Origin of the sequence: Demequina mangrovi (assembly GCF_000759715.1) — a bacterium.
Taxonomy (GTDB): Bacteria; Actinomycetota; Actinomycetes; order Actinomycetales; family Demequinaceae; genus Demequina; species Demequina mangrovi.
On sequence record NZ_BBLU01000003.1, the window covers coordinates 88,314 to 110,212 of the forward strand.

General features: G+C 71.8%; 19 protein-coding genes and 2 tRNA genes. 11 read left to right on the plus strand and 10 right to left on the minus strand.

Annotated features, from left to right (window positions below; all coding sequences use genetic code 11):
- Positions 1-88 precede the first annotated feature (88 nt).
- The gene (locus TR42_RS03745; RefSeq protein ID WP_143058904.1) at positions 89-964 is read left to right on the plus strand and encodes an ABC transporter ATP-binding protein; all 876 of its coding nucleotides are present in this window, start codon (positions 89-91) and stop codon (positions 962-964) included.
- The gene (locus tag TR42_RS03750) at positions 961-1,782 is read left to right on the plus strand and encodes an ABC transporter permease (protein WP_042213209.1); all 822 of its coding nucleotides are present in this window, start codon (positions 961-963) and stop codon (positions 1,780-1,782) included. Before TR42_RS03745 ends, TR42_RS03750 begins: the two co-directional genes overlap by 4 nt.
- Here TR42_RS03750 and TR42_RS14725 read toward each other — a convergent pair.
- On the minus strand, positions 1,779-2,066 hold the full coding sequence (locus tag TR42_RS14725; protein ID WP_042213211.1) for a hypothetical protein: 288 nt from the start codon (positions 2,064-2,066) through the stop codon (positions 1,779-1,781). The two genes, TR42_RS03750 and TR42_RS14725, sit on opposite strands and share 4 nt — an antisense overlap.
- Before the next feature lie 142 nt (positions 2,067-2,208).
- On the opposite strand from TR42_RS14725, the gene TR42_RS03760 reads away from it, so the two are divergent.
- The 6 genes from TR42_RS03760 to TR42_RS03785 all read left to right on the plus strand — a co-directional run bounded on the left by TR42_RS03760 (position 2,209) and on the right by TR42_RS03785 (position 11,034).
- The gene (locus TR42_RS03760; protein ID WP_042213212.1) at positions 2,209-3,444 is read left to right on the plus strand and encodes a sensor histidine kinase; all 1,236 of its coding nucleotides are present in this window, start codon (positions 2,209-2,211) and stop codon (positions 3,442-3,444) included.
- Positions 3,441-4,109 (plus strand): response regulator, encoded by a 669-nt coding sequence (locus TR42_RS03765; protein ID WP_042213214.1) that lies wholly within the window; start codon positions 3,441-3,443, stop codon positions 4,107-4,109. Before TR42_RS03760 ends, TR42_RS03765 begins: the two co-directional genes overlap by 4 nt.
- A gap of 113 nt (positions 4,110-4,222) precedes the next feature.
- Positions 4,223-4,960 (plus strand): ABC transporter ATP-binding protein, encoded by a 738-nt coding sequence (locus TR42_RS03770; protein WP_042213216.1) that lies wholly within the window; start codon positions 4,223-4,225, stop codon positions 4,958-4,960.
- Positions 4,960-7,494, plus strand: a complete 2,535-nt coding sequence (locus TR42_RS03775; protein WP_042213217.1) for an ABC transporter permease — start codon at positions 4,960-4,962, stop codon at positions 7,492-7,494. Before TR42_RS03770 ends, TR42_RS03775 begins: the two co-directional genes overlap by 1 nt.
- A 230-nt stretch (positions 7,495-7,724) precedes the next feature.
- Positions 7,725-8,486 (plus strand): ABC transporter ATP-binding protein, encoded by a 762-nt coding sequence (locus TR42_RS03780; RefSeq protein ID WP_042213219.1) that lies wholly within the window; start codon positions 7,725-7,727, stop codon positions 8,484-8,486.
- A gap of 1 nt (position 8,487) precedes the next feature.
- Complete coding sequence (locus tag TR42_RS03785; protein ID WP_042213221.1) at positions 8,488-11,034, plus strand: ABC transporter permease; 2,547 nt, start codon at positions 8,488-8,490, stop codon at positions 11,032-11,034.
- 77 nt (positions 11,035-11,111) lie between these two features.
- On the opposite strand, the gene TR42_RS03790 is transcribed toward TR42_RS03785, so the two are convergent.
- On the minus strand, positions 11,112-12,161 hold the full coding sequence (locus TR42_RS03790; protein WP_042213222.1) for a UDP-N-acetylmuramate dehydrogenase: 1,050 nt from the start codon (positions 12,159-12,161) through the stop codon (positions 11,112-11,114).
- A gap of 29 nt (positions 12,162-12,190) precedes the next feature.
- Positions 12,191-13,534, minus strand: a complete 1,344-nt coding sequence (locus tag TR42_RS03795) for an MFS transporter (RefSeq protein ID WP_074789196.1) — start codon at positions 13,532-13,534, stop codon at positions 12,191-12,193.
- A 94-nt stretch (positions 13,535-13,628) separates the two neighbouring features.
- On the opposite strand from TR42_RS03795, the gene TR42_RS03800 reads away from it, so the two are divergent.
- Positions 13,629-14,693, plus strand: a complete 1,065-nt coding sequence (locus tag TR42_RS03800; RefSeq protein ID WP_236623336.1) for a LacI family DNA-binding transcriptional regulator — start codon at positions 13,629-13,631, stop codon at positions 14,691-14,693.
- Positions 14,694-14,762: 69 nt separating this feature from the next.
- Here TR42_RS03800 and TR42_RS03805 read toward each other — a convergent pair whose 3' ends face one another.
- From TR42_RS03805 to TR42_RS03835, 7 genes are all read right to left on the minus strand, one after another.
- A complete protein-coding gene (locus TR42_RS03805; protein WP_042213228.1) occupies positions 14,763-16,220 on the minus strand; it encodes an NCS2 family permease in 1,458 nt (485 codons plus the stop codon).
- Positions 16,221-16,419: 199 nt separating this feature from the next.
- Positions 16,420-16,851, minus strand: a complete 432-nt coding sequence (locus tag TR42_RS03810) for a MaoC/PaaZ C-terminal domain-containing protein (RefSeq protein WP_042213230.1) — start codon at positions 16,849-16,851, stop codon at positions 16,420-16,422.
- Complete coding sequence (locus TR42_RS03815; protein WP_042213231.1) at positions 16,851-17,297, minus strand: FAS1-like dehydratase domain-containing protein; 447 nt, start codon at positions 17,295-17,297, stop codon at positions 16,851-16,853. The genes TR42_RS03810 and TR42_RS03815 overlap by 1 nt, the downstream gene beginning before the upstream one ends.
- Before the next feature lie 29 nt (positions 17,298-17,326).
- Positions 17,327-18,373, minus strand: coding sequence for an endonuclease/exonuclease/phosphatase family protein (locus TR42_RS03820; protein WP_052405566.1), 1,047 nt, complete (start codon positions 18,371-18,373; stop codon positions 17,327-17,329).
- A 166-nt stretch (positions 18,374-18,539) separates the two neighbouring features.
- Positions 18,540-18,704: a 50S ribosomal protein L33 gene (gene rpmG / locus TR42_RS03825; RefSeq protein ID WP_042213233.1), complete on the minus strand. Its 165-nt coding sequence runs from the start codon at positions 18,702-18,704 to the stop codon at positions 18,540-18,542.
- Between the two features lie 68 nt (positions 18,705-18,772).
- Positions 18,773-18,846, minus strand: a tRNA-Met gene (locus TR42_RS03830).
- A gap of 48 nt (positions 18,847-18,894) precedes the next feature.
- Positions 18,895-18,970, minus strand: a tRNA-Thr gene (locus tag TR42_RS03835).
- A gap of 93 nt (positions 18,971-19,063) precedes the next feature.
- Between TR42_RS03835 and TR42_RS03840 the strand changes: the two genes are divergently transcribed.
- Entirely contained in the window at positions 19,064-20,338 is a 1,275-nt protein-coding gene (locus TR42_RS03840) for a winged helix-turn-helix domain-containing protein (protein ID WP_042213235.1), read from the plus strand.
- An 86-nt stretch (positions 20,339-20,424) separates the two neighbouring features.
- Positions 20,425-21,807, plus strand: a complete 1,383-nt coding sequence (locus tag TR42_RS03845) for an aspartate aminotransferase family protein (protein WP_042213237.1) — start codon at positions 20,425-20,427, stop codon at positions 21,805-21,807.
- Positions 21,808-21,899: the final 92 nt, after the last annotated feature.

The following is a 21,899-nucleotide window of genomic DNA, read 5'->3' on the forward strand; positions in this document are numbered from 1 at the left end:
CGAGGGCCGCATCGTCCATCCGGACGATGCGGCCCTTTCGTCCTTCGGACGGAGACATCCAGGGACGATGCTGGTTAGGCTCGACCCCATGACCGCACCGGCCATCCGCATCGCGGGTCTCCACAAGCACTACGGCGACCTGCACGCCGTCGACGGCCTCGACCTCGAGATCCCTCGGGGCGAGGTCTTCGCCCTGCTCGGACCCAACGGCGCCGGCAAGTCGACCACGGTCGAGATCCTCGAGGGCTTCCGCAAGCGCACCTCGGGCGAGGTCGAGGTGCTGGGCCTGGATCCGCAGCGCGCGCCCAAGTCGTGGCGCACCCGCGTCGGGGTGATGCTGCAGACCACCTCGAGCGCGACGGCGCTCACTGCGAGGGAGTCGGTGTCCTACGCCGCGAGCCTCTACCCGGACCCGCGCGATGTCGACGAGACCCTCGAGGCGGTCGGGCTGACCGAGAAGGCGAACGCCAAGGCCGCCACGCTGTCGGGCGGGCAGCAGCGACGCCTCGACGTCGCGCTCGCGATCGTCGGCCGGCCCGAGCTCGTGTTCCTCGACGAGCCCACCACGGGCTTCGACCCCGAGGCGCGCCGGCACTTCTGGACCCTCATCGAGGCGATGCGGGGCGACGGCACCACCATCGTGCTCACCACGCACTACCTCGACGAGGCCGACCGGCTCGCCGACCGCATCGGCATCATCGCGAACGGTCGCCTGGTCGCCCTCGACACCCCCGTCGGCCTGCGCCGCCGTGCCGCAGCCGCGCGGATCAGCTGGGTCGAGGACGGCGAGGAGCGCGTGGAGGAGACGGGCGCTCCGACCGCGCTCCTGCGGGAGCTGCTCGCACGCCACCCGGGCGAGATCGAGGGGCTCCAGGTGGTGCACCCGTCCCTCGAGGAGGTCTACCTGCAGCTCATCGATGACGCCTCGCATGAGGCGCGCGCTCCCGAGGAGGCGACGTCATGACCGCGACCACCGCAGCGCCCGCGCCCACCTGGATGTCGATGGCGCGCAGCCGCTTCGTGGTCGAGATCCGCGAGTTCGTGCGCAGCCGCGAGCAGATGGTCTTCATCTTCGCCTTCCCGATGATGCTGCTGCTGCTGTTCGGCTCGGTGTTCGGCGACCAGGTGATCTCGGGCGACGTGACGTTCGCGCAGTACTTCCTGCCGGGCATGATCGCCTCGGGCATCCTCAACACGGGCTTCCAGTCGCTCGCGATGTCGATCGCCATCGATCGCGACGAGGACATCCTCAAGCGGGTCTACGCCACACCCCTGCCCGCGACCGCGTTCTTCGCAGCGAAGATCGCGCAGGTGATCGCGGTGACCGTGGTGCAGCTCGCGATCCTCATCGCGATCGGCGTGGTGCTGTACGACGCCCAGCTGCCCGACGGCGCCGAGGGCTGGTGGATCTTCACGTGGGTCTTCCTGCTCGGCACGGCGGCATCGACCACGCTCGGCATCGCGATGTCCTCGCTGCTGCGCAACGCGAAGGCGGGCTCGGCCGTGGTGACGCCCATCGTCCTGATCCTGCAGTTCACCTCGGGCGTGTTCCTCGTCTACACCCAGATCCCCGTGTTCCTGCAGCACTTCGCCGCGGTGTTCCCGCTCAAGTGGCTGGCGCAGGGCATGCGCTCGGTGTTCCTGCCCGAGAGCTTCGAGGCGGCCGAGGCGTCGGGCTCATGGCAGCACCCGGCCACGGCGATCGTGCTCGCGCTGTGGGTGATCGTGGGGCTGGTGCTCGCGGTGCGCACCTTCCGGTGGACGCGGCACGACGACAACTAGCGCGTGACCTGCCGCGGCAGCGGCGAGGCGGTGCCGAGCACGACGGCGGAGCGCGCCGAGGCGCCCCGGAGGACCACGTCGGGCGCGCCGGAGACGGCCCGCGCCACCGTCGTCGCGAGGTCGATGCGGCTCGCGCGGGCGGCCGCGACCGCGGCGGACGCGGAGCGCGGCATGGCGACGATGACGGGCGGGACCCCGTCCTCGCGCCGGTAGCCGGCGGCGGTCGCACGGATGCGGACGAGGGCGTCCGCCATCGCCTCGGCGTGTGCGCGACGCTTCCGCATCGGTGACCCCCTCAGGCCGCGCGGACCCGGTCCGCGTGTGATGAAGATCACACTAGCGAAGCGGGGCGCCGGTTCCAAGGGCGCGCCGCGCATCGTCCGCGCGGACGATGCCGCGGCCGGGTCCGCGCCCTACGCTGGCCGGATGGACGTCAAACCTCCTCGTTGGGGCGACGTCGCGATCGCGGCGGCCCTCCTGGTGCTCGGCCTCATCGGCGTCGATGTGAGCGCGGACTACGGCGTCGGGGCCCGCGACCCCGACGCCGTCGGCTACGCGCTGCTGGTGCTGCAGGTCGCCCCGCTGGCCTGGCGCCAGCGCTATCCGCGCGTGGTCGTGTGGGCCGTGCTGATCCCGTGGGTGGTGAGCGTGGGGCTCGGCTACCCCGACACCCCCGCCTCGCTCGCGATCTACCTCGCGCTCTACGGCGTCGCCGCCTACACGGCTCGCCGTCAGGCGCTCATCCACGGCGGCGCGGTGCTGGCGCTCATGCTCGCGTGGACCACCGTCGGGTTGCTGTTCACCGACTACGTGCCATGGACCTCGCTCGTCGCGGTGGCGCTCGCGGTGGTGGTGCCGATGATGATCGGCTTCGTCGACTACCGCCGCAAGGAGCGCCTCACGGAGCTCGAGCTCTCGCAGGAGCGGCGCGAGCAGGCCCAGCGGGTCGTCGCGGCGGACGCGGTGCGTGCGGAGCGGGCCCGGATCGCCCGCGAGCTCCACGACGTGGTCGCGCACGAGATCACGGTGATGACCCTCCAGGCGGAGGGCGCGCGCCGCCTCGCCCGCGACTCCGACCCGCGGGTCACGCAGGCGCTCGAGACCATCGCGGCGTCGGGCCGCACGGGCCTCACCGAGATGCAGCGCATGATCGGCGTGCTGCGCGCGACCGAGCAGGACGCCGTGGACACCGCCGAGCGCGACCGCGCGACCGCGGCGCTCGAGCCGATGCCCGCGCTGGCGACGCTCCCGGCCCTCACCCAGCAGGTCGAGGACGCCGGGCTGCCGGTGGACCTCAGCATCTCCGGCACGGCGCACGTGCCCGCCGGCGTCGAGCTGAGCGCGTACCGGGTGGTGCAGGAGGCCCTCACCAACGCCATGAAGCACGCGGGACCCGGCGCGCATGCGACCGTCACGGTCGAGCGCCTCCCCCACCAGGTGGTGGTCAGGGTCGAGGACGACGGACGCGGCGTCATCTCCGACGCGGCCCGCCAGGGCGGGGGCCACGGGCTGCGCGGCATGGGCGAGAGGGTCCACGCCCTCGGAGGCTCGCTGGAGTACGGTCCGAGACCAGGCGGCGGCTTCCGCGTGCGCGCGGTGCTGCCGTCCGGCGACGACCAGGTGGGCCAGCGGCCCGCGCAGACGGCGAAGGGCGGACGATGATCCGGGTGGCGCTCGTGGACGACCAGGCGATGGTGCGGGTCGGGCTGAGGATGATCCTCGAGTCGGAGGACGACATCGAGGTGGTGGCCGAGGCGACATCCGGCGTCGAGGCGGCGGGCATCGTGGCGGAGCACGCCCCCGACGTGGTCCTCATGGACGTGCGCATGCCGGGCATGGACGGCCTCACCGCGACGCGCGAGGTGCTCGCGGCCCACCCCGGCACGCGCATCGTCATCCTCACCACGTTCGACGACGACGAGTACGTGTACGAGTCGCTGCGCGCGGGAGCCTCGGGCTTCCTGCTCAAGAGCGTCGACGGCGATGCGCTCGTGTCCGCCGTCAAGGTGGTGGCGGGCGGCGACGCGCTCCTCGCCCCCGAGGTGACGCGGCGCGTGATCGAGCAGTTCGCACGCTCCGGCGTCGACCCCGAGGAGCCCGACGAGCCGTCGGTCGAGGCCATCGGGGACCTCTCCGAGCGCGAGGTCGAGGTGCTGCGCCTCATGGCGCGCGGGCTGTCGAACCAGGAGATCGCGGCGGAGCTGTTCGTGTCCGCGACCACGGTGAAGACGCACGTGAGCCACATCCTCACCAAGCTGGGCGTGCGCGACCGCGTGCAGGCGGTGGTCGAGGCCTACGACTCGGGCATCGTGGTCCCGCGCCCGTGACGGGTCATCCCTGAGACGGAGGTCCCGGAACCGTCCTTGCGGACGATGCCATGGGCGGACGAGGTCCGACAGACTGACGCGGAAACGTTCTGGCCTACGAGGGGAAACCTGTCATGACCACCACTGTCACGCTCGCCGCGTCCATGCGCGGCGGCACCAAGGACTACGGGCACGGCGACGCGGCGGTCCGCGCGCTCGACGGCATCGACGTCGACATCGCCACGGCGGAGTTCACCGCCATCATGGGCCCCTCGGGCTCGGGCAAGTCGACGCTGCTGCACACGCTCGCGGGCCTCGACCGCCTCACCGCCGGCCAGTCGTGGATCGGCGAGACCGAGATCTCGGCGCTGTCCGAGGACAAGATCACGCAGGTGCGCCGCGACAAGATCGGCTTCGTCTTCCAGGCCTTCAACCTCATCCCCTCGCTGTCCGCGAAGGAGAACATCACCCTGCCGCTCGACATCTCGGGCCGCGACATCGACCCCGCGTGGTTCGACGAGATCATCGGCATCCTCGGCCTCGGCGACCGCCTCACGCATCTGCCGGCCGAGCTCTCCGGCGGCCAGCAGCAGCGCGTCGCGGTGGCGCGCGCCCTCGTGGCCCGCCCCGAGCTCATCTTCGCGGACGAGCCCTCGGGCAACCTCGACTCGCGCTCGGGCGCGGAGCTGCTCGGCTTCATGCGTCGCGCCGTCAAGGAGTTCGGCCAGACCATCGCGATGGTGACGCACGACCCGACCGCGGCCTCGTACTCGGACCGCGTCCTGTTCCTCGCCGACGGCCGCATCGTCGACGAGATGCGTGAGCCGACCGCGGACGCCGTGCTCGACCGCATGAAGCAGATGGGGCACTGATGTTCCGTCTCGCAGTCAAGTCCGTCAAGCACAACCCCAAGAGGCTGGTGCTGACGGCGGTCGCGGTCGCGCTCGGAGTCGCGCTCGCGGCCGCCACCTTCACGCTCACCAACGCGCTCTCCGGCGGCTTCTCCAAGCTGTTCGACGAGATCTACGCCGGCACCGACGTCATCGTCGAAGAGGCCCCCGACGAGCTCGGGGACAGCGAGGACCCGTTCGCCGCGACCGACGCGATCTTCGCCCACGGCGACGTCGACGACGTCGCGGCTGTCGACGGCGTCGCCTCCGCGTGGGGCGGCCGCCAGGTCTCCGGCACCGTCCTCGCGGCGGACTTCGAGCCGTCGAACGATGTCATGGCCGCGGGCGGCGCCCCCAGCCAGATCTTCAACTGGGCCGGCGACCCGCGCGTCGACCAGGCCACGCTGATCGAGGGCGAGGGCCCGGCCTCGGACGACGAGATCGTGCTCGACGTCGACGCCGCTCCCCGCCTGGGCTACGCGCTCGGCGACACCGTCTCGATCTCGACCGACATCGGGGTCGAGGAGTTCACGCTCGTGGGCCTCGTGCGCTTCGGCGAGAGCAACTCGCTGCAGGGCGCGACCCTCGCGTACATGACCGACGCCCGCTCCGCGGCGATCAACGGCGACGACGGCTACGACCAGATCAGCGTGATCGTCGAGGACGGGGCGGACGCGTCCGCCGTCGCCGAGGCGATCGACGAGATCCTCCCCGAGGGCACCCGCGCCATCACGGGCGAGGACAAGGCCGCCGAGCAGACCGCGCAGTTCGACGAGATCCTCCAGTACATCGACATCTTCGCGATCGCGTTCGCGCTCATCGCGCTGTTCGTCGGCGCGTACATCATCGTCAACACGTTCCGCATCATCGTCACGCAGCGCACGCGCGAGTTCGGGCTGCTGCGCGCGATCGGCGTCTCCGGACGCCAGCTGCGCACCATGATCCTGCTCGAGGCGCTCGTGGTCGCGGTCGTGTCCGCGACCATCGGCATCGTGGTCGGCTACCTCGGCGCGCTCGGCCTGTCCGTGGTGGTCGAGGCGCTCTCCGGCGAGATCTTCGGCACGGTGACGCTGCCGATCGACGCGGTGGTCTGGGGCTACGTGCTCGGCGCGCTGGTCACCATCGTCGCCGCGATCATGCCCGCGATCCACGCGTCGACCATCTCCCCGATGGAGGCGCTGCGCGAGTCGGCCACCGAGTCGAAGAAGCCGCTGCGGCTGCGCAACATCGTCGGCGGCGCGCTGACGCTGCTCGGCGTCGTCGCGATCGTCGTCGGCCTCTACATGGGCATCGAGAAGCCGTACATCCCGGTGGGCGCCGGCGCGATGATCCTCATCATCGGCGTCACGCTGCTCGCCGCCCAGGTGCTCGTGCCGCTCGCGTACGCGCTCAAGGCGATGCTCACGCGCATCTTCCGGGTGGACGGCAAGCTCGCCGCCAACAACATCCACCGCGAGCCGCGCCGCAGCGCCAACACCGCGGCCGCGCTCATGATCGGCGTCATGCTGCTCGCCCTCGTGGCGACCTTCACGGAGTCGATGAAGTCGCTCGTCACCGAGCAGTTCCAGGGCAACAACGCCGACTTCTTCGTGTTCTCCGCGCAGGGCGCGATCCCGGAGGGCGCGCTCGAGGTCATCGAGGGCGAGGACGGCGTCGCGTACGTCACCTCGACCGGCCTCGGCACCGTGCTGCTCGACGGCGAGGCGACCGCCGTCGGCGTGATCGACCCCGACACCGCGGAGCTCGCGTTCGACTACAACAACGAGCCCGACTTCGACCAGATGGACGGCGGCGCCTTCATCGACCCGTCGATGGTCGACGCCGGCTTCGAGGTGGGCGACGAGCTCATGCTCGAGGGCGCCGAGGGCACCGCGACCCTCACCGTCACCGGCAGGTACCTCAACGAGGGCGACGCGCAGGTGTGGGTCGACGAGGAGACCGGTCACGCGCTCCTGGGCGACTACCCGATCGTGCAGTCGATGGTGGTGCTCGACGACGGCGTGGACCCGGAGGCGGCGCAGGACCAGCTCCTCGACGCCCTCGCGGTCGACTACCCGCTGCTGGTGCTCCAGTCGCCGGGCGAGTTCGAGCAGCTCGCGAACCAGTTCATCGACCTGCTGCTCGGCGTCATCTCGGCGATGCTCGGCGCGGCGCTCATCATCGCCCTCCTGGGCGTGGCGAACACGCTGCTGCTGTCCGTGACCGAGCGCACCCGCGAGATCGGCCTGCTGCGCGCCGTCGGCGTGAGGCGTCGGTCGATCCGCCGCATGATCCGGATCGAGTCGATGGTGATGGCCGTGTTCGGCACCGTCCTCGGCATGATCCTGGGCGTGGGCCTCGGCGCCGCCCTGGTGCGCGCGCTCGAGGACTTCGGCTTCACCACCATCACGGTCCCGTGGGCCTGGCTCGCGCTCTACACGATCGCCGCCGCGATCGCGGGCGTGGTCGCCGCGTGGTGGCCCGCGCATCGTGCCGCCAAGATGGACATCCTCGAGGCCATCGCCTTCGACGGCTGACCCTCGACACCGACGCGAAGGCCCCCGGAGACCTGGTCTCCGGGGGCCTTCGCGTGCCCGGCGCGGCCCGCCTCCCCCGACCACCCCCAGGTGTGGGGGCAGGGGGAACCCCCATCCCACCCCCACGAATCCCCCATCGGAACGATTCGGACAAACCGTCCTCCGGGCCGATGCGCCCCCGCCCCGCGCGGACCGACGATGTGCGAGGCAGACATCATCGGGAGGAAGCCATGACCACCACGCTCATCGAGACGCCGCGGACCTCCGTGGCGGTCGCCGCGTCCATGCGCGGCGGCACCAAGACCTACGGCCACGGGGATGCGGAGGTCCGGGCGCTCGACGGGATCGACGTCGACGTCGCGACCGGCGAGTTCACCGCCATCATGGGCCCCTCGGGCTCGGGCAAGTCGACCCTGCTGCACACGCTCGCGGGCCTCGACCGCCTCACCGCCGGCCAGTCCTGGATCGGCGACCAGGAGCTCTCGCGGCTCTCGGAGGACAAGATCACGCAGGTGCGCCGCGACAAGATCGGCTTCGTGTTCCAGGCCTTCAACCTCATCCCGTCGCTCAGCGCCCGCGAGAACATCACGCTGCCGCTCGACATCTCGGGCCGCAGGGTCGAGCAGGCGTGGTTCGACGAGGTCATCGGCATCCTCGGGCTCGGCGACCGCCTCACGCACCTGCCCGCGGAGCTCTCCGGCGGTCAGCAGCAGCGCGTCGCGGTCGCCCGCGCGCTCGTGGCCCGCCCCGAGCTCATCTTCGCGGACGAGCCCTCGGGCAACCTCGACTCCCGCTCCGGAGGCGAGCTGCTGGCGTTCATGCGCCGCGCGGTCACCGACTTCGGGCAGACCATCGCGATGGTGACGCACGACCCGACCGCGGCCTCGTTCGCGGACCGCGTGCTGTTCCTCGCGGACGGCCGCATCGTCGACGAGATGCGGGACCCCACCGCCGAGCTCGTCCTCGACCGCATGAAGCAGATGGGGCACTGACATGTTCCGGCTCGCTGCCAAGTCCGTCCGGCACAACCCCAAGAGGCTGATCCTGACCGCCTTCGCGGTCGCGCTCGGCGTGGGGCTCATCGCCGCGACGCACATCTTCACCGACTCGCTCGACCGCGGCTTCACGCGGCTGTTCGGCGAGATCTACGACGGCGTCGACGTCATCGTCGAGCCCATCACCGACGGCGGCGAGGTGGGCGACCCGACCTCGGGCGACAGCGTCGCGAAGAACCTCGACGACGATGCGGTCCGCATCGCGCAGGACGCCGCCGGGGTGGACCTCGCGATGGGCGCTACCGAGGCCCTCGGCGCGCTCATCGGCACCGACGGCGAGACGCTCTCCGGCGGCAGCGGCTTCGGCCCGCCCACGCTGTTCTTCAACTGGACCGGGGTCGAGGACTTCGACTCCGCGACCCTCCTCGACGGGCGCGCGCCCGAGGCCGACGACGAGCTCGTGGTCGACGTCGACACCGCCGAGCAGCACGGGCTCGCCGTGGGCGACCAGGTGGTGGTCGGCGGCGCCGAGGGCACCTACCCGTCCACCGTGGTCGGCATCGCGACCTGGGGCGACAGCAACAACACGCAGGGCGCGACCCTCGTGTGGACGTCCCTCGACCGCGTGCGCGAGCTCGGGGGCGGCGACGGCTGGACCGTGATCCACGTCCGCGTGGACGACGGCGCCGACGCGGAGGCCGTGGCCGCCGCGATCGACACCGCGCTGCCCGAGGGCGCCCGCGCGCTCACCGGCGCCGCCAAGGCCGAGGAGCAGGCCGAGTCCCTCGGCGAGGCGCTCAAGGCCGTGGACATCTTCACGCTGGCCTTCGCGTTCGTCGCGCTCTTCGTGGGCGCGTACATCATCGCCAACACGTTCCGGATCATCGTCACCCAGCGCACCCGCGAGTTCGGGCTGATGCGCGCGGTGGGCGTCAAGGGCCAGCAGGTGCGGACGATGGTGCTCGGCGAGGCGCTGCTCATCGGCATCGTCGCCTCGGTCACCGGCATCCTCATGGGCTACGCGCTCGCCGGCGGCATCATCTGGCTGCTCAAGGCGCTCGGCCCCGGCGAGTCCTTCGCCGCGCCGATCATCCCGCTCGACGCGATCATCTGGGGCTTCGCGGTCGGCATCCTCGTGACGCTCGCCTCGGCGCTGCTCCCGGCGATCCACGCCTCCCGGATCTCCCCGATGGAGGCGATGCGCGAGGCCGCGGTGCAGAACCGCCGCGGGCTGACGATGCGCAACATCGTCGGCGGAGCCCTCGCCCTCACCGGCGCCGGGCTCACCACCGTCGGGCTCTACGCGGGCCTCGACCGGCCGTACGTGTACGTCGGCGCCGGCGCGGTGCTGCTGGTGCTCGGCGTGACGCTGCTCGCGGCGCAGCTCCTGGTGCCGCTCGCCTTCGGGATGCGGGACCTGCTCACGCGGATCTGGCGGGTGGACGGCAAGCTCGCGGCCAACAACATCCACCGCGAGCCTCGCCGCAGCGCCAACACGGCGGCGGCGCTGATGATCGGCGTGATGCTCCTCGCGCTCACCGCCACCGTGACCCAGACGGTCAAGGCGGTGGCGAACGATGCGATCGGCGGCCAGTTCACCGCCGACCTCATGGTGGTGAGCACCACGGTCCCCGGCTCGCCGGACCAGTCCGTGGTCGACGAGCTCGCGTCCGTCGCGGGCGTCGAGACCGTGACGCGCAGCGCGTCGCTCGACGCGCGGGTGGACGGCGTGAAGATCCCCGTCACCGTGCTCGACACCGCGACCGCCGAGGAGGCGATCGCGTACGAGACCGAGCCGTCCTTCTCGGAGATCGACGGCGGGGTGTTCGTGTCGCCGTCGGCCATCGAGGCGGGCGCGGAGGTGGGCGACACCGTCACGCTCGTGGGCGAGGAGGGCGAGATCTCTCTCGAGGTCACCGGCACCTACCCGAACTCGGGCGACGGCGACTACTTCGTCGACTTCGCCCAGGCCGAGCAGCTCGGGTCCCCCATCGACGTGTGGCAGTACAGCATCGTCGCCGAGTCCGGCGCGGACCTCGACCAGGTGCGCGCCGATCTCGAGGACCTGGTCGCCACCGAGTACCCGCTGCTCACGGTGCAGTCGCCCGACGACATGCTCGAGCTCGCGAACCAGCTCATCGACCTCATGCTCGCGGTCATCACCGCGCTGCTGTCCGGGGCGCTCGTCATCGCCGTGCTGGGCGTGGCCAACACGCTGCTGCTGTCCGTGACCGAGCGCACCCGCGAGATCGGGCTGCTGCGCGCGGTCGGCTCGCGGCGCCGGTCGGTGCGACGGATGATCCGGATCGAGTCGGTGGTGATGAGCCTGTTCGGGGCGATCCTCGGGATCGTGCTGGGCGTCGCGCTCGGCGTCGCGCTGATCCGGGCGCTCGAGGAGTTCGGGTTCGACACGGTCGCGATCCCGTGGGGCATGCTCGCGATCTACACGGTCCTCGCGATCGTCGCGGGCATCGTCGCCGCCTGGTGGCCCGCCCGCCGCGCGGCGAAGATGGACGTGCTCGAGGCCATCGCCTTTGACGGTTGACGGTTGACGGCTGGCGGCCGGCGCGCGGCCCCCTGGGATCCTGTCCTCGGGGGCCGCGCGCCGGCGGTGCCGCGGGGTCAGATCTCGACGCCCACCGCGACCGGCTCGGGGACCAGCACGATGCCGAACTCCCGGTGCACGCCGTCGCGGACCGCGCGGGCGAGGGCGACCACGTCCGCCGCGGTCGCCGCGCCCCGGTTGGTGAGCGCGAGCGTGTGCTTGGTCGACAGCGACGCGCGAGCATCGTCCGAGACGGCGAAGCCCTTCCCGAAGCCGGCGTGCTCGATGAGCCAGGCCGCGGAGGTCTTCACCATGCCCTCCCCGGCGGCCGGGTACCGCGGCGCCCCCTCGGGCACCGCCGCCTCCGGCACGATGGGGTTGGTGAAGAAGGAGCCGGCGCTCCACGTGTCGTGGTCGGCCTCGTCGAGGACCATGCCCTTCGACGCGCGCAGCGCGAGGACGGCCGCGCGCACCTCGACGATGGGCACGCGGGCGCCGAGCTCCACGTCGAGCGCGGTCGCGAGCTGCTGGTACCGCACGGGCGCGGACAGGCTCGCCATCCGCGTGTGGAACGTGACGTCGAGGACCACGTAGCGCGGGGTCGGGCCCCACGGGCCGTGCGTGACGGTGCGCTTGAGCATCGAGTCGCGGTAGCCGAAGGCGGCCTTCACCAGCGGCAGGGTGGCCACCGCGCCCGCCTCGCGGTCCCACGTGCGGACGGAGGCGACGATGTCCTTGACCTCCGCGCCGTACGCGCCGACGTTCTGCACGGGCGTCGCGCCCGCGGAGCCGGGGATGCCCGAGAGCGCCTCGAAGCCGCTCCACTCCGAGCCCACGGCCTGCGCCACGAGCGCGTCCCACGGCGTGCCCGCGGTCGCCGTGATCGACAGGCCCCCGCACGCGCCGTCGTTGACGAGGCTCACATCCGTGCGAGCGTCGCGCACGACGACCCCGTCGAAGCCCTCGTCGCTCACGAGCAGGTTCGAGCCGCCGCCGATGACGAGCAGCGGGGCGCCGTCCGCATCGGCGGAGCGGACCGCGTCGATGAGCTCGGCCTCGGAGCCCGCCTCGCGCAGCTCGCGCGCCGGGCCGCCGACGCGCAGCGTCGTGAGTTCGGCGAGGTTCATGGGCTCAGGGTATCCGCGGTGCCGGGACCTCAGCCCCGGTCGGGGCAGGCGCACTCGGCGTCCGCGGCGGCGTCGCCACCCTCGGTGACATCGGCGATCTCGGCGACGGCGGCGCCGGCCACGCCCTGCTCCGGCCCGAGCGCGACCGCGTCCTCGCGGCGCGCGAGCGCACGATGCGAGCGGAACAGCGGGCCCTCCGCACGGACGGCGCGTGCGAGCGTGAACGAGATCACGGTGCCGATCACCACGACCATGAGGGCGACGCGCAACTGGACCACGTCGCCCAGATGGCCGATGATCTGCGGCATCGTGAGGCCCGCGATGGTCATGAACGAGGACACGGCCGCGACGCGCGCGGCCGCGTGGCGAGGATCGTCGGAGGCCGCGGAGAAGCCGATGGGGACGGTGAGCGCCGCGCCGAGCCCCCAGAGGACCATCGCGAGGGGCACGAGCGCCAGCGTGGGCGTGAAGGCGAAGAGGGTCAGCCCGGTGGCGACCAGCACTGCGGAGACCCGCAACGTCACCACGCGGCCGAGCCTCGCGATGATCGGCGCGCCCCACCAGCGCACCGTCACCATCGACACGACGAACAGCCAGTAGAACAGGTCGCCCACCGCCTCGGTCTGGCCGAAGGCCTGGACCACCGCGAGCGAGGTCCACTGGCCGGCCGCGCCCTCGACCGCCGCGGCGGTGAAGACGATGAGGCCGATGAGCACGACGCGCCGGTCGCGGTACTCCTCGCGCGCCGCCGCGAACGGGCCTCCCAGGCCGGGTCGCGCATCGTCCGGTCGGGGGCTGCCGTCGAGCACCGCGACGCGTCGGACCGACAGCCGGAGGACGGTGAGCATCAGCGCGACCGCCGAGAAGTGCCACACGGGCGCGACGCCGACGTGCGAGAGCCACGCGCCCACCGCGAGACCGCTGGCGAGGCCCACCGAGAAGCCCGCGTGGAACTGCGGCATGACTGCGCGCCCGATCGCCCGCTCGACCTCCGCGGCCTCGGCGTTGACGCACACGTTCGCGGTCGCGAACGCGAACGCGACGAAGAAGTTCGCGGCGGCGAAGAGCACCTGCGAGCCCCACGCCGTCGAGACGCCGACGGCCGAGATCGCGACGAGGTGGAGGAACGCCGACCACCCGAGCAGCGCGTACGTCCCGAACCTCGCGACCGACCAGCCCGTCACGAGCATCGCGCACAGCGCCCCGAGCGCGCCGAACAGCATCAGCCGCGCGAGCTCGCCCGTGGTCACCCCGAGCAGCTCGGTGATGGTGGGGAGCCGCGAGGACACCGTCGCCATGTAGAAGCCCAGGATCCACTGGATGGCGAGCACCCCGCGGTGCGCGGAGGTGACGCGGGCGGCGGCGTGGGTCATGGCGTCCTTCGGTCGATGCGGGTACGGCGGGGTGCACGCGTGCTGCGAGCGCGCGGCGCTAGCCTGAGGCTTGATCGAACCGAGGGAGAACCGCGTGACGCGCACACGCCGACCGACGATGGCCGACGTCGCCGCCAGGGCGGGCGTGTCGCTGTCCACTGTATCCCTGACGTACTCCGGCGCGGGGCCGCTGTCGCCCGAGACCAGGGCGAAGGTCGAGAAGGCCGCCGAGGAGCTCGGCTACGCCGGACCCGCGCCGCATGCGCGCGCGCTCCGCTCGGGCCGCACCGGCGTGGTCGGCGTGGTGATCCACGAGCGGCTGCAGCTGTCCTTCCGCGATCCGCTCATGCTGCGGATCATGGACGGGCTGGTGGGCGACCTCGGCCAGATGGGCCTGGGCGTGCTGCTCATCCCGACGCCCACGGGCGAGCCGGGCGAGCGCAGCCTGCTCGAGACCGCCGCCATGGACGCCGCCGTGCTGCTGCGCGTCCGCGATCACGACGACGAGCCCGCGATCGACATCATCCGCCGCCGCGGCCTGCCGCTCGTCGTGATGGAGGGCGAGGCGCCCGAGGGCGCGGGCGTGCTCGAGATCGACGACCGCGAGGCCACCGCGGCGCTCATCCGCCACCTGGTCGAGCTGGGCCACGAGCGCATCGGCACCATCACCCTGCCCGCGGGCCTCGACGGCGAGACGCGCGCGCTCCCGCTCGACGAGGCGCTCGCGCAGACCGCCTGGACGCCCGTGCACCGCCGGCTCGAGGCCTTCGCCGATGCCGGGGTCGAGCCGTGCGTGGTGATCGAGGCGCGCGCGTCGATCGTCGCCGAGGGGATCGCGGCGGCGCACCTCGCTCTCGCGCAGGACCCGCGCCCGACGGCGCTGGTGTGCCAGTCCGACCTGCTCGCCGGCGGCGCGATCATCGCCGCGCGCGAGCTCGACATCGCGGTGCCGCAGCAGCTCTCGGTCACGGGCTTCGACGGCCTCGACCTGCCGTGGCTGTCCCCCCTCGAGCTCACCACCCAGGTGCAGGACGCCGAGGCGAAGGGCCACGCCCTCGCGGAGGAGGTCAAGGCGCTGCTGGCCGGCGAGTCGCCCGCGCCCGTGGTGATGCCGCTCACGCTCCGCATCGGCACCTCGACCGCCCGCGCCCCGCGCTGACAGCCGCCGGACGCGGCTCGGCCCCCCGATCCCGAGGGACCGAGGGGCCGAGCGCTGTCGTGACGAGGGTCAGCCGATCGCGTTCATGATCGGGCCCATCGCGAAGTACAGGACGAACGCCGCGGCGGTGCCCCACATGAGCGGGTGGACCTTCCTGGAGCCGCCGGTGACCACCTGGAGCAGCACGTAGGAGATGAAGCCCACGCCGATGCCCGCGGAGATCGAGTAGCCGAACGGCATGATGATGAACGTGAGGAACGCGGGGATCGCGATCCGGTAGTCCTTCCAGTCGATGCCGGCGACCTGCGCCACCATGAGGAAGCCGACCACCACGAGGACGGGGGTCGCGGCCTCGAACGGCACGAGCGCGTACAGCGGCGTGAGGAACGTCGACAGCAGGAACGCGATGCCGGTCACCACGGAGGCGAGACCGGTGCGCGCGCCGTCGCCGACGCCCGCGGCGGACTCGATGTACGAGGTGTTCGACGACACCGAGCCGAGGCCACCGGCCACGGCGCCGACCGAGTCGACCAGGAGGACCTCCTGGGCGCGCGGCGGGTTGCCGTTCTCGTCGTTGAGCTCCGCCTCGGCACCGACGGCCGTCATGGTGCCCATGGTGTCGAAGAAGTCGGTGATGAGCAGCGAGAACACGAGCAGCAGCGCCGTGAGGACGGGCAGCGTGGTGAAGCCGCCGAACAGGTCGACCTGGCCGATGAGCGAGAAGTCGGGCGCGGAGACGAACGTGTCGGGGATGGCCGGGACCACGAGGGCCCAGCCGGCCGGGTTCTCGACCGACGAGCCCAACGAGAGCACCGACTCGAGGATGACCGCGAGCACCGTGGCGACGACGATCGAGATGAGCAGCGCGCCGCGCACCTTCTTCACCATGAGCACGATGGCGGTGAACAGGCCGACCACGAAGACGACCATGGGCCACGTGGAGATGTAGCCGCCGTCGCCGAACTGCGTCGGGGTGCCGGCGCCCGTGCGGACGATGCCCGCGTCGAACAGACCGATGAAGGCGAGGAACAGGCCGATGCCGACAGCGATGGCCTGCTTGAGGAACGCGGGGACCGCCGCGAAGACGGCCTTCCGGAAGCCGCTCATCACGAGCACGGTGATGATGACGCCCTCGATCACGACGAAGCCCATGGCCTCGGGCCAGGTCATGCCCTCGCGGGAAGCGATGCCGTACGCGAGGAACGCGTTGATGCCGAGGCCCGCCGCCATCGCGAGCGGGAAGCGCGCCCACACGCCCATGAGGATCGACAGGAGGCCCGCGACCAGCGCGGTCGCGGCCGCGACCAGCGCGGTGTCCGGCACGTCGCCGCCGCCGAGGTACTTGCCGGTGCCGTCGGCGACGGTGCCGATGATGAGGGGGTTCAGCACGACGATGTACGCCATGGTGAAGAAGGTGGTGAGACCACCGCGGATCTCGCGGCCGATGGTCGAGCCGCGCTTGGTGATCTCGAAGTAGGAGTCGATCGGGCCGGCGACGCCGGACCGCTCCTCGGTGCTGACGCTCATACGTCCTCTCTCGGATGGCGGGAGGACGCGCGCAGCGTCGAGCTCTCCCGGGGGTGGTGGGTGCGAACCCCTCGGGCTAGCGACGCTAACGCCTTACGCTCGGGGCGCACGACGGGATCTCGCGCAGACACCTTATAGGCACGCGGGAGCGTTTCAGGACCGCCGGACGTTCGGCCGGGAGGCCTCGGCGCGGGCGCAGCTACGCGCAGGCGACGACTGCCTGGGCCTTCGCCAGGATCTTCTGTCCGTCGAACTCGACGAGGATGTCGATGCGCGCGAACCGCGCCTCCGTGTCCAGGGCCCCGACCTTCGCCGTGAAGGCGACCACGGCCTCACCCATCGCCGGCACCGGGATGGGGCGAGCGAACCTGGTCTGAAGATCCACGACGTTGCCCGGGCCGGCCCACTCCTCCACCACGGACGCGGCGATGCCCAGCGTGAGCATGCCGTGCGCGATGACGCCGGGCAGCCCGACCGACTCCGCGAACGCGTCGTTGTAGTGGATCGGGTTGAAGTCGCCCGAGGCGCCCGCGTAGCGGACCAGAGAGTCGCGCGTGAGCACCACCTGGCGCTCGGCGACCACCTGGCCCACCTCGAGACCCTCGAAGGCGGGTCCGTTGTCGGCGCTCATCAGGCCTCCTCGCGCACCGCGAGGGTGCTGATCACGGTCGACACCGGGGCGCCGTCCTCGTCGGTCAGCTCGGTGCGCGTGGTGACCATGGAGATGCCCCCGCGCGCCTTGACGTCGTCGATGTGCACGGTCGCCGAGATGAGGTCGCCGGCGACGATGGGCCGGTGATGCGTGAAGCGCTCGTCGGCGTGGACCACGCGGGAGAAGTCGACGCCCACCTCGGGGTCGACCACCACGTGGAACTCGGCCTGCTGCGCGATGAGCACGGCGAAGGTGGTCGGGGCGACCACGTCCGTGTACCCCTCGGCGCGCGCGGCCTCCTCGCTGCGATGCGCGAAGGACAGGGCGTCGACGGCGTCGGCGAACTCGCGGATCTTCACCCGCGTCACCTCGTAGGGCTCGTGGGGGCCGTACGCGCGGCCGACGGCTTCGGTGTTCACAGGCACGGAGCCACCCTATCGAGGATGCGCGGCGCTCACCCGCCGCTGTACTCCACCACGAGCCCGCGGTGGTCGGCCCGGCTGATCTCGACACCCTCGACGTTCGTCGCGACGAGCCCGGCGTCACGCACCATGACATGATCGATCGCGACCAGCGGCGAGCTGAGGATCCGCCGCACCGCGGGCACACCGGGAGCGACCCCGCCACGCGGGAACGTCGGGATGAAGCCAGCGCCCGCCTGGTCGGCTGCATCGACGTAACCGAGGTCCGCGATGTCGCGGAGCAGACGATGATCACGTGTCGCATTGAAGTCACCCGCGACCAGCACGGGCCCCTCCTGCTCCTCGAGCACGTCATGGAGGCGCTCGAGGTCTGCACGCCACTGCGCGTGCTCGAGCGCGTTCGGGGATTCCGGATGCACCGCGATGACGGTCAGCGCACCCACCGACGTCGTGAGCTGCGCACGGATGGTCGCCGCGCTGAATCCGGGAAGCAGCACCGGGTCGACGAGTGGCACGCGCGACCACAGCCCGGTCCCCGCCTTGCGCTCGGGGTTGTCGGCGGGGATGCTGCTCCAGCTGTACGGCAGATCGTCGCCCAGCCCTGCGCGTTGGAGAGCGGCGAGACCGAGCTCGGTGAGCTCCGTGAGAACTAGCACGTCCACGACGTGCGTACGCACCATCGCGACGGCACCTTCGGAGTCGGCACCCCCGCTCGCGAGGCTCAGGGTCGCGACGCGCAGCTCGGGCTCCCCGGTGGCGGTGGTCGCGACGTACAGCGGCGCGATCCAGACCACGCACAGGGCGAGCGTCGCCACGGCCGCCGCGAGCAGCGCCCACGCGCGGGCCGCGGCTGCGCACGCCACCGGCACCAGCGCGAGGAGCGTCACCCAGGGCATCGCGGAGACCACGATCGCGAGGGGGCCGAGCTCCCAACCGGTGAGGCGGACCAGCACGGGGATGAGGATGACGACGAGCACCACCCACGCGATCGACCGGGAGATCAGCGTGAGCACGCCGACGACCGTGACGACGGGCGCGGCGTGCGCCCGCGTGCGTGCGGCCTCCCCCTGCTCCCCCATCGCCTCAGTCTCGCACGGCGGAACCAGGCGTGACGGGGAGCTCGACGCCCGCGCAGGTCACGATCAGGGCACGGCCGCGCGGCGCCGATCCGCCGCATCGTCCCCCGGGAACGCCGAAGGCCCGCCGCCCCTGAAGGGGCGACGGGCCTTCGATGAAAGCTGCTGCTTAGCGCGTCTCGCGGTGCGCGGTGTGCTTGCCGCACTTCCGGCAGAACTTGGAGAGCTCCACACGGTCAGGGTTGTTGCGGCGGTTCTTGCGCGTGATGTAGTTGCGGTCCTTGCACTCGGTGCACGCGAGCGTGATCTTCGGACGAACGTCGTTCTTGGCCATGGTTCTCTCCCAGCCTTGTAGGGACGCGCCTCGCGAAGGCGCATGATCAGGCTGTCTGCCTGAATCCGTAGCGAGGGCGGGGCTCGAACCCGCGACCTCACGATTATGAGTCGTGCGCTCTAACCAGCTGAGCTACCCCGCCGCGAGCCGCCTTGCGGCGGCGATCCGCCTCGCTTTCGCGAGACGGACTTGGAGCCCCGACAGGGAATCGAACCCTGGACCTTTTCCTTACCATGGAAACGCTCTGCCGACTGAGCTATCGGGGCTGGCCGGAATAGATTACACGGGCGGGGCCGTGAAACAAAATCGGCACCGAAACCCCCGGAAGAGTGTCAGTCGGGGTCCCTAGAGTGGCGGTCGTGACCGAGTCCTTGACCCCCGCGGAGGCGCGCCGCATCCATCTCGCGGCGCAGTCCCTCGCCCGCCGCCGCCCGCCGGGCCGCCCCGGACCGGCCCGCTTCCGCGATTACCTGGAACGTCAGGGCGTGCTGCAGCTCGACTCGGTGAACGTGCTCGCGCGCGCCCACCACCTGCCGGTGTACTCGCGCTACGGCCCGTACGACCGCGATCGCCTCGACCGCTGGCTGTGGTCGGGCGAGCACACCGTCGAGCACTGGGGGCACGAGTGCTCGGTGCTCCCTCGCGACCTGCTGCCGGCGATGCACCACCGGATGACGGAGGGGGCGTCGTGGCAGGGGCGCGTGCGCGAGCGGCTCGACCGCGAGCGCCCCGGCCTCATCGACGAGGTGCGGGAGGCGGTCCAGGAACGCGGCCCTGCGACCGCCGCCGCGCTCGAGCACCTGGCGCCCCGCGAGGGCGCGCGCGGCACGTGGTGGGACACGTCGCACGTCAAGGACGCGCTCGAGTACCTGTTCCTCACCGGGGAGGTCGCCGCCTCGCGCGGGCCGCACTTCTCGCGCACGTACGACGCACCCGAGCGGGCGTGGGGCGTCCCGGGCGCGAGCCGCGCGGACTGGGGCCTGCCGCCCGACGAGGCGCATCAGGCGCTGTTCGACCACGCGCTCGCCGCGACGGGCGTCGGCACGCCCGCGGACCTCGCCGACCACTTCCGCCTCCCCCGCTCCGCGCGGGACGATGCGCACCGCAAGGGCGCCGCCGCCGGCGCCGCGGCGTGGGCGGAGTCGGCCGTGGAGCGCGGCCTGGCCTCGTGGGTCGCGGTCGACGGCTGGCGGGACCGCGCGCTCCTCGCCACGGGCGCCGAGGATCCGGGCCGCGCCACGGCATCGGCCCTGCTCAGCCCCTTCGACCCGGTGGCCTGGTACCGGCCGCGGCTGATGCGGATGTTCGGCGTCGACTACCGGATCGAGATCTACACGCCCGCGGCCAAGCGGGTCTTCGGCTACTACTGCCTGCTGTTCCTTCACGGCGACCGCTTCGAGGCGCGCGTGGACCTCAAGGCGATGCGCAAGGACGGGATCCTGTCCGTCGAGGCCGCGTGGCGCGAGCCGGGGCGCGCACCCGGCGGGGGCCGGCGGCGGTCCGATGCGGACGTGGCGCGCGCGCTCGCCGCGGAGCTGCGGACCATGGCCGGCTGGCTCGGTCTCGACTCCGTCACGGTGGCCTCGCGCGGCGACCTGGCGGCCCCGCTCACGGAGGCGCTGCTGTCCCCCTGACAGGTCAGGACGAACCGTGCGGAACGCGGGCGATCCCCGCCGGAAGGAAGTTGCGACCGGCGCATCGGTCACGGAAGCATGTCCGGATGGACCCCGAGAACTTGCAGCGTGCCGCCAAGGACCACCTGTGGATGCACTTCACCGACCACTCGCGCTACGACACCGAGGACGTGCCCGTCATCGTCCGCGGTGAGGGCGCGTACATCTACGACACCGCGGGGAAGCGCTACCTCGACGGCCTGGGCGGGCTGTTCGTCAACCAGCTGGGCCACGGCCGCGAGGACCTCGCCGAGGCGGCCGCCGCGCAGGCGAAGGAGCTCGCGTTCCACCCGCTGTGGTCGTACGCCACCCCGCCGGCGATCGAGCTCGCGGCGAAGCTCGCGGAGCTCGCTCCCGGCGACCTCAACCGCGTGTTCTTCACCAGCGGCGGCGGCGACTCGGTCGAGTCCGCGTGGAAGCTGGCGAAGAACTACTTCAAGCTGGTCGGCAAGCCGCTCAAGCACAAGGTGATCAGCCGCAACGTCGCGTACCACGGCACGCCGCACGGCGCGCTGTCGATCACCGGCCTGCCGGGCCTCAAGCAGCAGTTCGAGCCGCTGGTGCCGTCGACCTTCCGCGTCCCCAACACCAACCTCTACCGCGCCTCGGAGATCACGCACGGCCTGCACGACGGCTCCGACCCGGAGGCCTTCGGCCGCTGGGCCGCCGACCAGATCGAGGTCGCGATCCTCAACGAGGGCGCCGACACCGTCGCCGCGGTGTTCCTCGAGCCCGTGCAGAACGCGGGCGGCTGCTTCCCGCCGCCCCCCGGTTACTGGCAGCGGGTGCGCGAGATCTGCGACCGCTACGACGTGCTCCTGGTCTCGGACGAGACGATCTGCGCGTACGGCCGCCTGGGCGAGATGTTCGGTGCGACGCGCTACGGCTACGTGCCCGACATCCTCACGTCCGCCAAGGGCCTCACGTCGGGCTACGCGCCGATGGGCGCGATGATCGCCTCCGACCGGCTGATGGCGCCGTTCCTCGAGCAGGGTGAGATGTTCGCGCACGGCTACACGTTCGGCGGCCACCCGGTCGCCGCCGCGGTCGCGCTCAAGAACCTCGAGATCTTCGAGACCGAGGGCGTGCTCGAGCACGTCCGGGAGAACGCCCCCGCGTTCCGCGCGACGCTCGAGAAGCTGCTCGACCTGCCCATGGTGGGCGACGTCCGCGGCGACGGTTACTTCTACGGGATCGAGCTGGTCAAGGACAGGGAGACCAAGGAGTCGCTCACCGCCGACGAGTGCGAGCGCGTGCTCCACGGCTTCCTGTCGAAGGAGCTCTACGACGCCGGCCTGTACTGCCGCGCCGACGACCGCGGCGACCCGGTCATCCAGCTCTCGCCGCCGCTGACCATCGGCCAGCCGGAGTTCGACGAGATGGAGCGCATCCTCCGCGACGTCATCTCACGCGCGCACGCCCTGCTGTAGCGCTGATGCACGACTCCCAATGACGCTTGTGACGCGATAGGACCGTGTGACACCTGGGGTCCCACCCGTCAGGTGCGCCCCACGGTTCACCT

Bases quoted from the DNA above. Each gene is read 5' to 3' on its own strand.
- TR42_RS03810 (WP_042213230.1), bottom strand. From the start codon at position 16,851: ATGAGCGCCGACAACGGACCCGCCTTCGAGGGTCTCGAGGTGGGCCAG.
- TR42_RS03780 (WP_042213219.1), top strand. From the start codon at position 7,725: ATGACCACCACGCTCATCGAGACGCCGCGGACCTCCGTGGCGGTCGCC.
- TR42_RS03775 (WP_042213217.1), top strand. From the start codon at position 4,960: ATGTTCCGTCTCGCAGTCAAGTCCGTCAAGCACAACCCCAAGAGGCTG.
- TR42_RS03805 (WP_042213228.1), bottom strand. From the start codon at position 16,220: ATGAGCGTCAGCACCGAGGAGCGGTCCGGCGTCGCCGGCCCGATCGAC.
- TR42_RS14725 (WP_042213211.1), bottom strand. From the start codon at position 2,066: ATGCGGAAGCGTCGCGCACACGCCGAGGCGATGGCGGACGCCCTCGTC.
- rpmG (WP_042213233.1), bottom strand. From the start codon at position 18,704: ATGGCCAAGAACGACGTTCGTCCGAAGATCACGCTCGCGTGCACCGAG.
- TR42_RS03770 (WP_042213216.1), top strand. From the start codon at position 4,223: ATGACCACCACTGTCACGCTCGCCGCGTCCATGCGCGGCGGCACCAAG.
- TR42_RS03765 (WP_042213214.1), top strand. From the start codon at position 3,441: ATGATCCGGGTGGCGCTCGTGGACGACCAGGCGATGGTGCGGGTCGGG.
- TR42_RS03820 (WP_052405566.1), bottom strand. From the start codon at position 18,373: ATGGGGGAGCAGGGGGAGGCCGCACGCACGCGGGCGCACGCCGCGCCC.
- TR42_RS03795 (WP_074789196.1), bottom strand. From the start codon at position 13,534: ATGACCCACGCCGCCGCCCGCGTCACCTCCGCGCACCGCGGGGTGCTC.
- TR42_RS03750 (WP_042213209.1), top strand. From the start codon at position 961: ATGACCGCGACCACCGCAGCGCCCGCGCCCACCTGGATGTCGATGGCG.
- TR42_RS03845 (WP_042213237.1), top strand. From the start codon at position 20,425: ATGGACCCCGAGAACTTGCAGCGTGCCGCCAAGGACCACCTGTGGATG.
- TR42_RS03790 (WP_042213222.1), bottom strand. From the start codon at position 12,161: ATGAACCTCGCCGAACTCACGACGCTGCGCGTCGGCGGCCCGGCGCGC.
- TR42_RS03745 (WP_143058904.1), top strand. From the start codon at position 89: ATGACCGCACCGGCCATCCGCATCGCGGGTCTCCACAAGCACTACGGC.
- TR42_RS03785 (WP_042213221.1), top strand. From the start codon at position 8,488: ATGTTCCGGCTCGCTGCCAAGTCCGTCCGGCACAACCCCAAGAGGCTG.
- TR42_RS03760 (WP_042213212.1), top strand. From the start codon at position 2,209: ATGGACGTCAAACCTCCTCGTTGGGGCGACGTCGCGATCGCGGCGGCC.